Source organism: uncultured Alistipes sp. (assembly GCF_902388705.1).
In the GTDB taxonomy this organism is placed as follows: domain Bacteria; phylum Bacteroidota; class Bacteroidia; order Bacteroidales; family Rikenellaceae; genus Alistipes.
In genome coordinates, this window is record NZ_CABMQJ010000053.1 from 1 (window position 1) to 13,081 (window position 13,081).

The following is a 13,081-nucleotide window of genomic DNA, read 5'->3' on the forward strand; positions in this document are numbered from 1 at the left end:
CAATCCGGCGTCGCTGGGCATCTGTACGCCGCAGCAGCTGCGTGCCCAGAGCGGCTGCGAGGGGCTGCGCTGCATCGCGCTGCAGCTGGCCGTGACCGATGCCGCGACGATCAATGCCTACGACGACGTGCTCTCGGTCTACGATTCGGCCGAAGCGCTGCGCGAGAAAATCATGCGGCCGGGCGACGGCGCACCGCGCGAGGAGCGGCAGGAGCCGTTGAGCCTCCGCGAGCGGGAGATTGTCGTCTGCATCGTCAAGGGAATGACCAACAAGCAGATTGCCGACACGCTCTGCATCTCGACGCACACGGTCATCACGCACCGGCGCAACATCGTGGCCAAATTGCAGATTCACTCTCCGGCGGGCCTTACGATTTACGCCATTGTCAACAAACTGGTCGACCTGTCGGAAATACGGGATACGATTACTGAAATATAACGGTTATGGCACACGAACACCACCACGACCATGCGGTCACTTCGCTCAACAAGGCTTTTATCCTCGGCATTACGCTCAACGTGGCGTTCGTGGCCGTGGAATTCGCCGTCGGACTCTGTTACGGCTCGATGGGCCTGCTCTCCGACACCGGGCATAACCTCTCCGACGTGGCGAGCCTGCTGCTGGCCATGCTGGCTTTCCGCCTTGCGCAGGCGCATGCCACGCCCCGCTACACCTACGGGTACAAGAAGAGCACGGTGCTCATCTCGCTGCTCAACTCCGTCATCCTGCTCATCGCCGTGGGAGTCATCGTCGCCGAGAGTATCGGGCGCATGCTGCATCCGGCGCCCGTTGAGGGCGGTGCGATTGCATGGACGGCGGGTGTCGGCGTGGCGATTAACGGCTTCACGGCGTGGCTTTTTATGAAAGACAAGGACAAGGACCTCAATGTCAAGGGCGCTTACCTGCATATGGCTGCCGACGCGCTGGTTTCGGTCGGCGTGCTGGTTTCGGGCCTCGTGATTTCGTGGACGGGCTGGACAATCGTCGACCCCGTCGTGGGCCTTGTCGTCGCCGCGGTGATTGTGGCGTCGGTCTGGTCGCTTACGCGCGACAGCCTGCGCCTTTCGCTGGACGGCGTGCCCGTCGGAATCCGCGTCGACGAGCTGGAGAGGACGATGGCTGCGGTAGCTGGGGTCGAAGCCGTGCACCACATTCATGTCTGGGCCATCAGCACCACCGAAAACGCCCTTACGGCGCATGTGGTGCTCTCGGATATGCCGCATATGAATACGATCAAGCAGCGCCTCAAGGCGCAGTTGGAGGCGGCCGGCATCCACCATGTCACGCTCGAGTTTGAGTCGCCTGCCGAACATTGCTCCGACCGCTGCGACTGAATTGTTCGGCCGGAGGACGAAAACGCCGCCCCATACTTTGGGGTCGGCGTTGTTTGTTCCCGTTGATAGTGCCATCTTTGTCCCCCGAAACAAGTTTGGGAGATTCATGTTGTGACGTAACTTTGCGATGCAGCCGGCCGTAGGCCGGCTGCATTTTGTTTCAGCGCAGGGCCTGCTTGCGGCGGGGAGAGGCGCGCTGCAGGGTGTCAGGGGACGGGGTCGTAGCCGCTGCCGCCCCACGGATGGCAGCGCGCCAGCCGCCGGAGCGTCAGCCACGCTCCTTTCAGCGGGCCGTGCTTGCGCAGTGCCTCGATGGCATACTGCGAGCAGGTGGGCGTGAAGCGGCAGGAGGGGGGCGTAAAGGGTGAAATGCAGAGCTGGTAGAACTTCACCAATGCAATCAGCGGCAGCGCGCAGATGCGCTTAAAGACGCTCCGCGACTGCTTCCAGAATCCGGCGGACTGCATGGGTGATGGTTTTGTAGGACAGCACCTCTTTCGAGGAGTAAATCAGGGCCAGGTCGAGGTTGACGGGGCTGCCGTTGTGCAGCAGCTGCTTTTGCAGCCGGTATGCCTCCTTGGTGCGGCGGCGCAGCAGATTGCGCTTGTTGGCCCGTTTATGAAACTTCTTGGGTACGGAGAACAGCACCTCGGCCGATGGAATCTCGTCGGCTTCGGTGTACCAAACGTAACGGAACGGAAAAATGAAGCCGCTCTCGCCGCTTTCGAACATGCGTCGTACGGCGCCGAGCGAACGGAGCCGCTCCGTACGTGGAAGCGAGCAGTCGGGCATGGTTGTATTATTTGCGGGGTTCGGCAGGACGGCGCGTGCGGCTCTTTTTGGCCAGTTTATGCTGCTGGCTGCGTATGAACTCCTCTTTTTGTGTGTCTGCGGTCAGTTCCACCGGCTCGATCGCTTCACCCTTTTGTACCTTGTTCAGGTAGATGTCGATGGCTTTCACCATCGAGGGTGCGGACGGCGTAGGGGCGTTGGCCAATACGGTGATGCCTGCGGCGAGTGCGGCGCGCAGCGTACCTTCGCCGAATACGGCTACGGCGGGCAGGTTCTCCGTGCCGAACTTCTCGACGAGGGTCTTGACGTCCGAGGGCGAATAGAGCGCCAGCAGGCCGTAATCTTCGGGTTTCACGTCGTCGAGCTCCGACGCCACCGTTCGCGCCAGGATGACCGGGTCAACCGCCAGTTTGAGCTTGGCGAGCGTTTCGGGCAGCTCGGGCTTGTGGGGCTCGCTCAAAGCCAGGATGAATTTCTCTTCCTTGTGCTTGATTATCAGTTCGATAAATGAGGTGAACGAACCGTCGGCAAATGAGATTTTTCGTTTGCGGTATACGATGTATTTCTGCAGGTAGAGCGCCACGGCCTCCGTCTGGCAGATGTATTTCATGGTTTCCGGCACGGTGATGCGGGCCTCTTCGCAGATATGGAAAAAACTGTCGACCGTCGTGCGCGAAGTAAAAATAACGGCCGTATGTGTCAGTATCTCGACCCGCTGTGCACGGAATTCTTTCAGGGATACGCCTACTACGCGGATGAAAGGTTTATAAGCAATCTCTACGTTGTATTTCTCGGATAATTCGTAGAACGGGGACTTTTCGATGACTGCGGGCCTCGGCTGCGATACCAATACTCTCTTAACTTTCAATGCTGACCTAAATTTAACGTTACTTCATTCACTGGATTATCTTGCCGCGAGCAGCCATAAGAGGCTGAATGGGAAGATTTCCACGATGCAAAGGTACAAAAACCAATGCAAAATCGAAACTTTTTTGGAAATAAACAGATTCAGAACCTCTTTGAGATACAGTATGACCGTTGCGAGCAACCCGATGACTATGATGCAGAACCAGGCGCTGCCGGTGCCCCGGGGGCAGAGCGCGAAAAGCAGCAGGAACGGCGAGGTGACGATGACGCCCAGCGTGAAATAGGTTCGTTTCAGCAGGACGAGCTGCGAGACGAACGGCTGGGTGAGCGTCACGGCCCCGGTCAGCCTTACGGCCGCCAGCTGAAATACCGCCACGCCCGCGAAGGCGAGTGTCGAGAGCAGGCAGAGCGCCAGCACGGCACCTTGCGGCAGCGTTTCGATCAGGTAATCCGGCATGAGCGAATCCCCGTATTTGACCGTCATGACTCCCACGAAGAGCATGCCGATGGTCGTGGCGATGTTCAGGAACCGTGAGAAGCCGCTGCCGCCCGGGTCTTCGGTGAGGCGCTCTCCCGTAGCCCTGTCGCGCGATACGCGCGTCAATAGCAGGCGCATGTCCCCCAGGTTGCGGTAGAGCAGCATGGCATAGGTTACGGCGAGCAGCAGCACGAAACTCTGGAAAACGGGGTTGCCGGTAAGCGAGGGCGCCTGCATGCCCTGCAAGGGGCTTGCATGTGCGGGGACGGACGCCGTGCCGAAAACCGTTTCGGCCGGTGCGTCGCGCCAGGGCGAGTCCGCCTCTGCCGGCCTGACAAACGTTTCGGGGGAGAAAAACGGGAGCGAATCGCCCTGTATCGCACCGGATGTCAGCGAATCTGCCGCCAGCGAATCTGTTACCGGATTTGCCGGCGAACTGGCCGCTGAATTTATCCTCGAATCAGCGGCTGAATTTGCCGTCGCATTTGACCCTGGGTTCGCCCCTGCGTTTGTTGCCGGATTCGCCGCCTGTGGATGTGCCGCGGAATTTGCCGCCGGGGGTGTCCCGGCCGGACGTATCGTTGAATTAGCCGCTGTATTTGTCACTGCATTTGCTGCCGGGTTCGCCTCCAACGGGCGTGCCGCGGAATTGGCCGCTCCATTTGCCGCCTGTTCTCCGTCGGCCTGTTCTCCGTCGGCCTGTTGTGCGGCGGCCTGTTGTGCGGCGGCCTGTGTCGCAGGCGTGCCGTGCGGGCGTACAGCGAGGCTGTCGTGGCTGCGGTGCGTTGCCGGAGAGGGCTGTGCCGGTGCCTGCTGTGCCGCGGGAGGAGTGCCGGGCGTTTGCCGTGCGGCCGGCGAAGCGGCGCCATGTACGGACATGGCACCGGAATCCTGCGTTCGGGGCAGCGAAACCGGCTCGGTATGTATCGACATGCCGGTCATCCCTCGAATATGCGTTTGAGCGTAATGCGGATGGTCGTGCCTTTGCCGATTTCCGATTCCACGACGGCGATTTTACCCTGGTGGTAGTCTTCGACGATGCGGCGCGAAAGCGAGAGCCCGAGGCCCCAACCGCGGGTTTTGGTCGTGAAGCCCGGTTCGAAGATGCGTTTCCAGTTCCCTTTCGGAATGCCTTTGCCCGTATCCTTGACGTCGATCATCACGTTTTTATCGTCCGACGAGATGCGCACGTCGAGCGAGCCGTGTCCCTGCAGGGCGTCGAGCGAGTTTTTCATCAGGTTCTCGACCACCCATTCGAACAGGGCGGAGTTGATGTTGGCCTGCACGGGGGCGATGGCCAGTCCGTTGTAGTCGAGCGTTACGTTGCGCGGAATGCGTTTGCGGAAATACATGACCGATTCACCCACCACTTCGTTGATGTTGGCCGGCGTAAGCGGCGTTTCGGAACCGATTTTCGAGAAACGGTCGACGATTTTCATCAGGTGCGTGAGGTCCTTGTTCATCTCCTCCACGGCGCTCTGGTCGACGTCCTGCGAGCGCAGGTATTCGATCCAGCCGAGCAGCGACGAGGTCGGCGTACCCAGTTGGTGCGCCGTTTCTTTGGCGAGCCCTATCCAGACGCGGTTCTGCTCGTCGTGTTTGGACGAGCGGAATGCGATGAACCCCAGCAGGATGAAGGCCGTGATGACCAGTATCTGCACGTAGGGGAAGTAGTAAAGGGATTTGAGCAGCGCCGAGCGTCCGTAGAAAATGATGTGGTAATGGTCGTTCGACCACCAGAAGCGCACCGTGCGCGGCGTGTTCTCCTCCGTGAACTTTTCGATTTGTTTCCGCAGCCGGTCGGGATGGTCGATGATTTTTTCGGGGACGAGGTGGAACTGGAGCACCTCGAGGTTCTCGTTGGTCATGATGAACGGGATGTTGTTTCCGTTCGACACGATGTCCTTGATGAGCGGGTCTTCCATCGTGCCGCCCATCACGTTGCGGTTCACGCGCTCCATGGCGTGGGCCCACAGCGCCACGTCGTGCTGCTCCTTTTCCTTGAGGCGCTTGGCCATGTCGTTGGTGTAGAGCAGCGAAATCATGCCGAGGGCCACACCCACGATGATAACCACCACGCGGTTGCGGAACGAGAATATGTCGCGGCGGATTTTCATGGCCGGGCCTTATTTGCGCGGGGTGTCCTGCCCGGTGACGATTCGTACGTACTCCTCGCCGTCGCGGAGTATCTCCGCGGCGCGGCGTACGTCCCCGTCGTCGGCGAGCGAGTGTTCGATGACGCCCTCGGTGTAGCCGTGGCGCATGACGATGTCGTTGTTGATCGATTCGACGATCTCCTTGCGGTAGGTTTCGAGGTTGGTGGCCGTGTCGTCCTTGAGCGTCGAGTCGATTGCGGCGATTTGCTGTTCCACGTCGCCGAAGCGGTCGCTTTTGGCGGCCTCTTTGAGTTTGCCGAGCGCCCGCCGCGTATCCGATTCGTAGGGAACCTGCTTGTCTTTCATGAATTCGGCGAAGTCGGCATAATCCTGATCCGTAATCGAGAAGGTGCGGATGTCGATTTTTTGCTCCGGATGGCGGCGCGTGTAGTCGTCGCCGAAATCCTCGATGAATCCCAGCGCGTAGAGCGTCATGGCGAAGCGGCTGATGTATTCCGGCTCGGTGCGCACGTCGGGCATGATGCCGCCCCCGTCGTAGACCTTGCGGCCTGCGCGGGTCGTATACTCCGAGATGAGCGAGTCGGGCACGGTGCGTACCGAGCCCTCCTGCGAGTGCGAGTAGTCTATGGCCTGTATGCAGCGTCCCGAGGGGATGTAGTATTTGGCCGTGGTGAGTTTCAGCATCGCGTTATAGCCCAGCGGCCGCGGCGTCTGCACCAGTCCCTTGCCGTAGCTGCGCTGGCCGACAATCACCGCGCGGTCGAGGTCCTGCAGGGCGCCCGTTACGATTTCCGAGGCCGAGGCCGAGTTGCCGTTGACCAGCACCGCCAGCGGCAGGTCGGGCAGTATCGGCTCCGAATCCGTGCGGTAAATCCGCCGCGAATCTTCGGTGCGGCCCTTGGTGCTGACCACTTCGGTGCCTTTCGGGACGAACATGCCCAGGATTTTAATCGCCTCCTGCATGATGCCGCCGCCGTTGCTGCGGTAATCGAGGATCAGCCCCTTCAGTTCGCCCTCCGCACGCAGCCGTTCGATGGCGGCCCGCATGTCTTCGTAGCACCCCTCCGTAAAATCGCTGTGGCGGATGTAGCCGATGCCGTCGCCCACCCATCCCGCGTAGGGCACGCCCGGGATGGCGATGCGCTCGCGCTGCAGCGTGACGGTTTCGGTGCCGCCCGTCAGGTGCTCGACGGTCACTTTCACCTTGCTGCCCGGATTGCCCTTGAGCCGCGAGCTGACCTGCTCGGTGGTGAAGCCCCTGGCGTCGGTGCCGTCGATGGCCAGAATCCGGTCGCCGATTTTCAGCCCGGCACGGTCGGCGGGCGAGTTCTTGTAAGGCTGGGCGATAATCACCCAGTCGCCCCGCTTGCGTATCAGCGAGCCTACGCCGCCGTATTTGCCGGTGGTGAGCAGTTCGAAGTCGGACATCTGGTCTTCGGGGATGAACTCCGTGTAGGGGTCGAGGTCGCGAACCATGCCCTCGGCGGCGCCCTCCATGAGCTTGTCCGCATCGATCGGGTCGACATAGCCCAGCGACAGCTCGCGCATCATGTTGACCGTAATCTCCATGTTGCGCCCCAGCCCGAAGTCGTTGCGGGCGGCGAACGTCAGCACGGCCGCCGTGAGCAGGTATCTGTATCCTTTCCTAATCATTTCTGGTCATTTGTATGTACGAATCCAGCCGGTATTCCACCCGGGCTACGCCGCGGCGTATGCCGTCGAGGCAGATCCACTGTCCGTATTGTGAAACTTTTATTTCGTCCTCCCACAGCAGCAGCAATTTGCGGAAGAAGCCCTCGGCGCGGAACGTCATCACGCCGTCCGCCTCCCCGCGCAGCGAAAAGCCTGCCGATTTGAATGCGTTGACAATCTGTTCGCGGTTCTGCGTCACGTCGCCTTCGACCTTGCGCGTCACGAACCCGAATTTGGGATAGAAAGCCGCCAGCAGTACGATGGCCGCCAGCAGCGTCGCATAGCGCGTGGTGTGGAACATGACGTAGAGCGTCTGGTCGAGGGTCAGCGCCGAAGTTCCCGTCACGAGCATCAGGGATACGATGGCTGTACAGATAACGCACAGGGCGACGAAATATTTTAACGAGCGGATGAAGTATTTCATAATAATAGTCGTTTTTGATTCTGAATTCTTATCGTTACAATGCGCTTGCCGGGCGTTGCTGCGCTTTTCGGCGTGTTTGCGGGTCTCTCCCGTCCGGGCTTGCGCAGGAGGCGTTTGCCGCAGGCGGCCCTGTTTCCCCGTTATCCTTTTCCGAGTTCCGCGATGCGCTGCGCCACCTCGTGCATCAGCCACCTGGGGGTCGACGTGGCGCCGCAGATGCCCACCGAGGCTGCGCCTTCGAACCATGCCGGGTCGATTTCGGCCGCTTCCTCGATGTTGCAGGTGCGGGGATTGGCCCGGCGGCACACCTCGAAGAGCACCTTGCCGTTCGACGATTTGCGGCCGCAGACGAAGACGATTACGTCGAAACGGCGCGCGAACTCCGCCAAGTGCTGCTCGCGGTTCGACACCTGCCGGCAAATCGTGTCGTCGATTCGTACGTCGTCCGGGTTTGCGGCCCGGCGGCGCATTTCGGCGCCCAGCGCTTCGAACAGCGCGATGCTCTGTGTCGTCTGCGACAGGAAGTAGACGGGGCGCGTGAAGTCGAGCAATCGGAGGTCTTCCCCGCTTTCGATGACGGTTGTGGGCGCCTGCACCTGCCCTGTCAGACCCACCACTTCGGCGTGTCCCCGCTTGCCGAGTATGACGACCTGTCCGTTCACCGGGCGCATCTGTTCATGCGCCTTCACGACGCGGTCCTGCAGGCGGGCGACCACCGGGCAGGTGGCGTCGATTAGCGCGATGCCCAGCTCTTTCGCGCGCGCGTAAGTGGTGGGCGGCTCTCCGTGGGCGCGGATGAAAAGCCGGCTGCCCGCCAGCTGCGGCATGTCGGTGTGCGTTACGGTGCGCAGTCCCAGCCGTTCGAGGCGCTGCACCTCGATGCGGTTATGGACGATGTCCCCCAGCGAATAGACCGTACTCCCTCCTGCGAGGGCTTTCTCGGCCTCCGAAATGGCCCGGACTACGCCGAAGCAGAAGCCCGATTTGTCGTCGATTTCGATTCGCAAATCTTTCACGGTGCCGTGCGCACGGTGAACCGTGCATCTTTATTTGTTTACCCGTTCGAATTCGTTCATAAACCACGCCATCTGCTGCTCGACGGTCATGCAGCTGTTGTCGAGTACGATGGCGTCGTCGGCCTGGCGCAGGGGCGATATGGCGCGTCCCATGTCGGCCTTGTCGCGTTCGCGGACGTTGCGCTCGATCTGCTCGAGCGACACCGGGTCGCCTTTGGCGCGCAGTTCGTCGTAGCGGCGGCAGGCCCTGACCTTGGGGTCGGCCGTCATGAAGATTTTCAGCTCGGCGTCGGGAAATACCACCGTGCCGATGTCGCGGCCGTCCATCACCACGCCGCGGCGGCGTCCCATCTCCTGCTGCATGGCCACCAGTTTCTCGCGTACCGCCGCGATGGCGCTCACGCGGCTCACGCAGTTGCTTACCTCGATTGTCCGGATTTTGCCCTCCACCAAATCGCCGTTGACGTAGATGTCGCTGGCGCCGCGTTCGGGGTTGAAGCGGAACGTAATCGTAATCTGGTCGAGCAGCTTTGCCACCGCGTCTTCGTCGACGATGCCCGAGCGAATCGCCCCGTGCTCGAGGGCATAGAGCGTGACGGCGCGGTACATGGCGCCCGTGTCGATGAAGATGTAGCCCAGCCTGCGGGCGATGGCCTTGGCGAAGGTGCTCTTTCCGCACGACGAAAAACCGTCGACGGCGATTATGATCTTGTGTTTGTTATCCGACATTGGGGAATATATCAAAGAATGTTGAAAGTATCGTGTAAATACCCAGGATTCCGATAATGAGGCCCGCGACGTGGTTGATGGTCAGCATGTGGCGCGGGCGGAAACGGCGGCGGAAGAGGTTGATGACGAAGGCCAGCATCGTCCACCACGCCGCGGCGCCGCCGAAGAACCCGGCGATGATGAACACCGAGCGCATGAAGCCTCCGAAACCTTCGTGCGAAATGTCGCCGCCCGAGATTTTGAAGACGGCGAAGAAGGCGAGGATGTAGGGAATCACCATGATGAAATTGGCGATCGTGAGTCCGAAAATCGAGGCGAAATCCTGCCACAGCGAGGTTTTGCCCGCGCGGTTGCGGCGAATCTGCGGCACGGGGTTCTGGGCGAAGATGTAGACGCCGACAATCACCACGAAGATGCCGCCGATCACGCGCAGCAGGGTGTTGTACTGCTCGATTTGCGTCTGGAGCATCGAGTAGAAGAACAATGCCGCCATGGCCATGAACGTGTCGGCGCACGCCACGCCGATACCGGACACGATTCCCGACCGGCGGCTTTTAGACAGGGTGCGCTGGATGCACAGCACCGCCACGGGGCCGACGGTGATCGATGCCGCCACGCCCACGCAGATGCCGCGAAACATTACGTCCAAAATTTCCAATGCCATTTTCTCTGGTTACCGGTTTTTTCAGGCAACAAAGATACGAAAAACCTCGGACATCCGTCAAGCCGGGGCAAAAAAAGGGCGCGGCGGATTGTCTGAAATGTCCGGTGTGTTGATAAAATATCGAAAACTTTGGCCGTATAGTTGTATATCGGCAGTTGAAAGTCCCTATTTTTGTATTAAACAACAACCGGGCCTATGGCAGAAATGAAACAATTCGGAATCGACCTCGAACTCGACGATACGGTGGCGCAGGGCCATTATTCGAATCTGGCGATTATATCCCACTCCACCTCGGAGTTCATCATCGACTTTGCGACGGTGCTTCCCGGCGTGCAGAAAGCGCGCGTCAAGAGCCGCATCATACTCACGCCCGAGCATGCCAAACGACTGCTGCGCTCGTTGCAGGACAATATCGTGCGCTACGAGAGCAACGTGGGTAAAATCGAGATACCGACCCCGCCGCCCGCTTCCGAGGCGGGCCCCAAGATGGGGGAGGCGTAAGATACGGGACCCCCGGATGCCGCGGCATCCGGGGGTTCGTTTTTTTATGCGGGTTTTGCTGTCCGGGCGGCCTTTTTAGACGGGTCGGGACGGGTCAGAGCGCTTCGGCGACGACGTACGTACTGCCGCCGATGAAAATCATGTCGTCGTCGTCGGCCAGCTCTTTGGCGCGGGCCACGGCGGCCGGGACGTCGGCGACGGTTTCGCCCGTGAGCCCGTAGATTGCGGCCTTGGCAGTCAGATCCGCCGCCGGGAGCGCCCGCTGGGTCTGCGCCTGGGTGAAGATGTAGTGCGCGTCGTGCGGCAGCAGGGGCAGGATGTGCGCCAAATCTTTGTCGCGGACGAAACCCACTACGCAGTAGAGCCGCTTGTGCGGCGTGGATTTCAGCTGTTCGGCCACATAGGCGATGCCCTGGGGGTTGTGCCCCGTGTCGCAGACGACGAGCGGCTGTTCGCCCAGCTTTTGCCAGCGGCCCATGAACGAGGTCAGGGCCGCGGTGTCGCGCGTGCCCTCGAGGAATGCGCGGCGGGAAATCGTGAGCGGGGTTTCCTCGTGCAGGAAGTCGACCGTGGCGGCGGCTGTCACGATGTTGCGGCACTGGTAGCTGCCCGTGAGGTCGAGCTCGACCTCGAAGTCACGGTTGTCGCGCGTGCGGTGCATGCAGAAGTGCTGGCGCCCCTCCGCGCAACCGCAGTTGCTGCACGAAAATTCGTTCTCGGCGTAGATGATTTTCGACTTGTTGGCTGCAGCGACCTGTTCGATAACCCCGTTGTAGCGGACGTCGCCCTCGCCGATGATGATTGGAATGCTCTTCTTGATGATTCCGGCCTTCTCGGCCGCGATTTTCGGGAGCGTGTCGCCCAGCAGCGCAGTATGCTCGAGCGAGATGTTGGTGATGACGCTCACGACCGGGACGATGATGTTCGTGGCATCGAGCCTTCCTCCCAGCCCCGTTTCGATTACAGCCACCTCGACGTCGCTCTGCGCGAAGTAGTCGAACGCCAGCGCCGCGGTCATTTCGAAGAACGACAGCTCCAGTTCGAGCATCTTGTCGTGGTGCTTGTCCACGAAGTTGACCACCTTTTGCTTGGGAATCATCTCGCCGTCGACGCGGATGCGCTCGCGGAAATCCTGCAGGTGGGGCGAGGTGAAGAGCCCCGTGCGGTAACCCGCCTGCTGCAATACCGAGGCGATGATATGCGATACGGAGCCTTTGCCGTTGGTGCCCGCCACGTGGATGGTGAAGAAGTTGCGCTGGGGGTTGCCGATGTGGCGGCAGAATGCGGTGATGCGCTCCAATCCCGGTTTGTAGGCCGTCGCGCCCTTGGTTTCAAATGCAGGCAGCGACGAGAAAAGGAATTCGAGGGTCTGGGTGTAATTCATATCGGGTTTCGGATTTTATTTGACCAGGTGGTTCTTCTTCCTGACCCGGTAGGCGACGTAGTAGAGCACGCAGAGCAGCATCAGGTATTCGGAGATGCGTCCCAGGTAGTCGCCGTATCGGGTGTAGAACGTGAGTTCGGAGTTGAGGGGTACGGCCGCCGTGATCACGCCCCGCTTTTCCCAGCCGAGGGTTTGGCCGACATCGCCGCGCGCCGAGATGAAGCCCGACATGCCCGTGTTGGCCGAACGTGCGATGGCGCGGCGGTGTTCGATGGCCCGCAGGCGCGAGATGGTGAACAGGTGTTTGTAGCCCGGCGTGTCGCCCCACCAGCCGTCGTTGGAGATGATGGCCATGAACTGTGCGCCGCGGCGTACGAAATCGCCGAAGAAATCGCCGTAAAGGCCCTCGTAGCAAATGGCCGGCCCCACGCGCGTTCCGCCGTGGTCGAACGCCGTGCCGTGCTGCCCCATGCCGATTTGCCCCACCACGCCGCCCAAATCGATTACCAGGAATTGCAGGATGTCGAAAAGTACGGTCGGGGTGTTTTCCACGCCGATTACCAGTTTGCCTTTGTGGTGCAGCTGCAGGCGGCCTGCCGAGTCGAGCCCCACGGCCGAGTTGAATACGTCGTAGTAGCCCGCGCCGTAGGGATCCTGCCGGGCGGTGCGGGGCTGTGAGCCCGGCGCATAGTAGCGCAGCGTGTTGGCTCCCGTGACGAGCAGCGCCCCGGGGTGCTGCGCCCGGAGGCTGTCGGAGAGTTCCGTCCAGTAGGGTGCGCGCATACCCGTGTCGCGGAAATCGGAGAGTTCCGGCTCCCAGTAATGTCCCGGCACGGCCGTTTCCGGCAGCAGGATGAACTCCGCCCCGGCGGGGACTTCGGCGAGCAGCTCGACGATGTTGCGTTCCTGGAATTCCGCGCGGCCGTTGAACTTGTCGTAGCAGTCGACATCGGGCTGGACGAGGCTCACCTCGGCCGTCCCCTCGCCGGGCTGCTGCCAGCTCCACCAGATGCCCAGCGAAACGGCGGCCGGGACGAGGAGCATGCCTGCGGCCGCGGCCCAGCGTCCGGCGCTGCGGCGGG

At 61.0% G+C, this 13,081-nt stretch carries 15 protein-coding genes; 3 read left to right on the forward strand and 12 right to left on the reverse strand.

Annotation, left to right across the window (positions count from 1 at the left end; translation table 11 throughout):
• Nucleotides 1-439 (forward strand): helix-turn-helix transcriptional regulator (locus QZT71_RS10285; protein ID WP_295915758.1); only part of this gene is annotated, 439 nt, incomplete at its 5' end.
• Nucleotides 440-444: 5 nt separating this feature from the next.
• A complete protein-coding gene (locus tag QZT71_RS10290) occupies nt 445-1,335 on the forward strand; it encodes a cation diffusion facilitator family transporter (protein WP_295915760.1) in 891 nt (296 codons plus the stop codon).
• Nucleotides 1,336-1,541: 206 nt separating this feature from the next.
• Here the strand turns inward: QZT71_RS10290 and yidD are convergent, their stop codons facing one another.
• The 10 genes from yidD to QZT71_RS10340 all read right to left on the reverse strand — a co-directional run bounded on the left by yidD (nt 1,542) and on the right by QZT71_RS10340 (nt 10,114).
• Nucleotides 1,542-1,802, reverse strand: a complete 261-nt coding sequence (gene yidD, locus QZT71_RS10295) for a membrane protein insertion efficiency factor YidD (RefSeq protein WP_295915762.1) — start codon at nt 1,800-1,802, stop codon at nt 1,542-1,544.
• Nucleotides 1,759-2,127: a ribonuclease P protein component gene (locus tag QZT71_RS10300; protein WP_295915764.1), complete on the reverse strand. Its 369-nt coding sequence runs from the start codon at nt 2,125-2,127 to the stop codon at nt 1,759-1,761. The genes yidD and QZT71_RS10300 overlap by 44 nt, the downstream gene beginning before the upstream one ends.
• A 7-nt stretch (nt 2,128-2,134) precedes the next feature.
• On the reverse strand, nt 2,135-2,995 hold the full coding sequence (locus QZT71_RS10305) for a uroporphyrinogen-III synthase (protein ID WP_295915768.1): 861 nt from the start codon (nt 2,993-2,995) through the stop codon (nt 2,135-2,137).
• 36 nt (nt 2,996-3,031) lie between these two features.
• Nucleotides 3,032-3,709, reverse strand: coding sequence for a DUF4271 domain-containing protein (locus tag QZT71_RS10310; protein ID WP_295915771.1), 678 nt, complete (start codon nt 3,707-3,709; stop codon nt 3,032-3,034).
• Between the two features lie 701 nt (nt 3,710-4,410).
• On the reverse strand, nt 4,411-5,589 hold the full coding sequence (locus QZT71_RS10315; RefSeq protein ID WP_295915776.1) for a HAMP domain-containing sensor histidine kinase: 1,179 nt from the start codon (nt 5,587-5,589) through the stop codon (nt 4,411-4,413).
• A 9-nt stretch (nt 5,590-5,598) separates the two neighbouring features.
• Complete coding sequence (locus QZT71_RS10320; protein WP_295915779.1) at nt 5,599-7,242, reverse strand: S41 family peptidase; 1,644 nt, start codon at nt 7,240-7,242, stop codon at nt 5,599-5,601.
• On the reverse strand, nt 7,235-7,705 hold the full coding sequence (locus tag QZT71_RS10325) for a hypothetical protein (protein ID WP_295915781.1): 471 nt from the start codon (nt 7,703-7,705) through the stop codon (nt 7,235-7,237). The genes QZT71_RS10320 and QZT71_RS10325 overlap by 8 nt, the downstream gene beginning before the upstream one ends.
• Nucleotides 7,706-7,845: 140 nt before the next feature.
• Nucleotides 7,846-8,712 (reverse strand): 4-hydroxy-3-methylbut-2-enyl diphosphate reductase, encoded by an 867-nt coding sequence (locus tag QZT71_RS10330; RefSeq protein ID WP_295915795.1) that lies wholly within the window; start codon nt 8,710-8,712, stop codon nt 7,846-7,848.
• A gap of 39 nt (nt 8,713-8,751) precedes the next feature.
• Nucleotides 8,752-9,450: a (d)CMP kinase gene (cmk, locus tag QZT71_RS10335; protein WP_295915783.1), complete on the reverse strand. Its 699-nt coding sequence runs from the start codon at nt 9,448-9,450 to the stop codon at nt 8,752-8,754.
• A complete protein-coding gene (locus tag QZT71_RS10340) occupies nt 9,440-10,114 on the reverse strand; it encodes a LysE family transporter (protein WP_295915785.1) in 675 nt (224 codons plus the stop codon). Before QZT71_RS10340 ends, cmk begins: the two co-directional genes overlap by 11 nt.
• A gap of 195 nt (nt 10,115-10,309) precedes the next feature.
• Between QZT71_RS10340 and QZT71_RS10345 the strand changes: the two genes are divergently transcribed.
• Nucleotides 10,310-10,615 carry a DUF3467 domain-containing protein gene (locus QZT71_RS10345; protein ID WP_295915787.1) on the forward strand — a complete coding sequence of 102 codons (306 nt, stop codon included), beginning with the start codon at nt 10,310-10,312 and terminating at the stop codon, nt 10,613-10,615.
• Nucleotides 10,616-10,709: 94 nt separating this feature from the next.
• Here the strand turns inward: QZT71_RS10345 and QZT71_RS10350 are convergent, their stop codons facing one another.
• Together QZT71_RS10350 and lnt are read right to left on the reverse strand one after the other, a co-directional pair.
• Entirely contained in the window at nt 10,710-11,999 is a 1,290-nt protein-coding gene (locus QZT71_RS10350; protein WP_295915790.1) for a folylpolyglutamate synthase/dihydrofolate synthase family protein, read from the reverse strand.
• A 15-nt stretch (nt 12,000-12,014) separates the two neighbouring features.
• Nucleotides 12,015-13,081, reverse strand: a 1,067-nt coding sequence (gene lnt, locus QZT71_RS10355) for an apolipoprotein N-acyltransferase (protein ID WP_295915793.1), incomplete at its 5' end; no start/stop codon positions are given.

What these genes read in the sequence shown, in the direction of transcription:
- QZT71_RS10290 (WP_295915760.1), top strand. Translation starts at nt 445, where the DNA reads ATGGCACACGAACACCACCACGACCATGCGGTCACTTCGCTCAACAAG.
- yidD (WP_295915762.1), bottom strand. Translation starts at nt 1,802, where the DNA reads ATGCAGTCCGCCGGATTCTGGAAGCAGTCGCGGAGCGTCTTTAAGCGC.
- QZT71_RS10300 (WP_295915764.1), bottom strand. Translation starts at nt 2,127, where the DNA reads ATGCCCGACTGCTCGCTTCCACGTACGGAGCGGCTCCGTTCGCTCGGC.
- QZT71_RS10310 (WP_295915771.1), bottom strand. Translation starts at nt 3,709, where the DNA reads ATGCAGGCGCCCTCGCTTACCGGCAACCCCGTTTTCCAGAGTTTCGTG.
- QZT71_RS10315 (WP_295915776.1), bottom strand. Translation starts at nt 5,589, where the DNA reads ATGAAAATCCGCCGCGACATATTCTCGTTCCGCAACCGCGTGGTGGTT.
- QZT71_RS10320 (WP_295915779.1), bottom strand. Translation starts at nt 7,242, where the DNA reads ATGATTAGGAAAGGATACAGATACCTGCTCACGGCGGCCGTGCTGACG.
- QZT71_RS10325 (WP_295915781.1), bottom strand. Translation starts at nt 7,705, where the DNA reads ATGAAATACTTCATCCGCTCGTTAAAATATTTCGTCGCCCTGTGCGTT.
- cmk (WP_295915783.1), bottom strand. Translation starts at nt 9,450, where the DNA reads ATGTCGGATAACAAACACAAGATCATAATCGCCGTCGACGGTTTTTCG.
- QZT71_RS10340 (WP_295915785.1), bottom strand. Translation starts at nt 10,114, where the DNA reads ATGGCATTGGAAATTTTGGACGTAATGTTTCGCGGCATCTGCGTGGGC.
- QZT71_RS10345 (WP_295915787.1), top strand. Translation starts at nt 10,310, where the DNA reads ATGGCAGAAATGAAACAATTCGGAATCGACCTCGAACTCGACGATACG.
- QZT71_RS10350 (WP_295915790.1), bottom strand. Translation starts at nt 11,999, where the DNA reads ATGAATTACACCCAGACCCTCGAATTCCTTTTCTCGTCGCTGCCTGCA.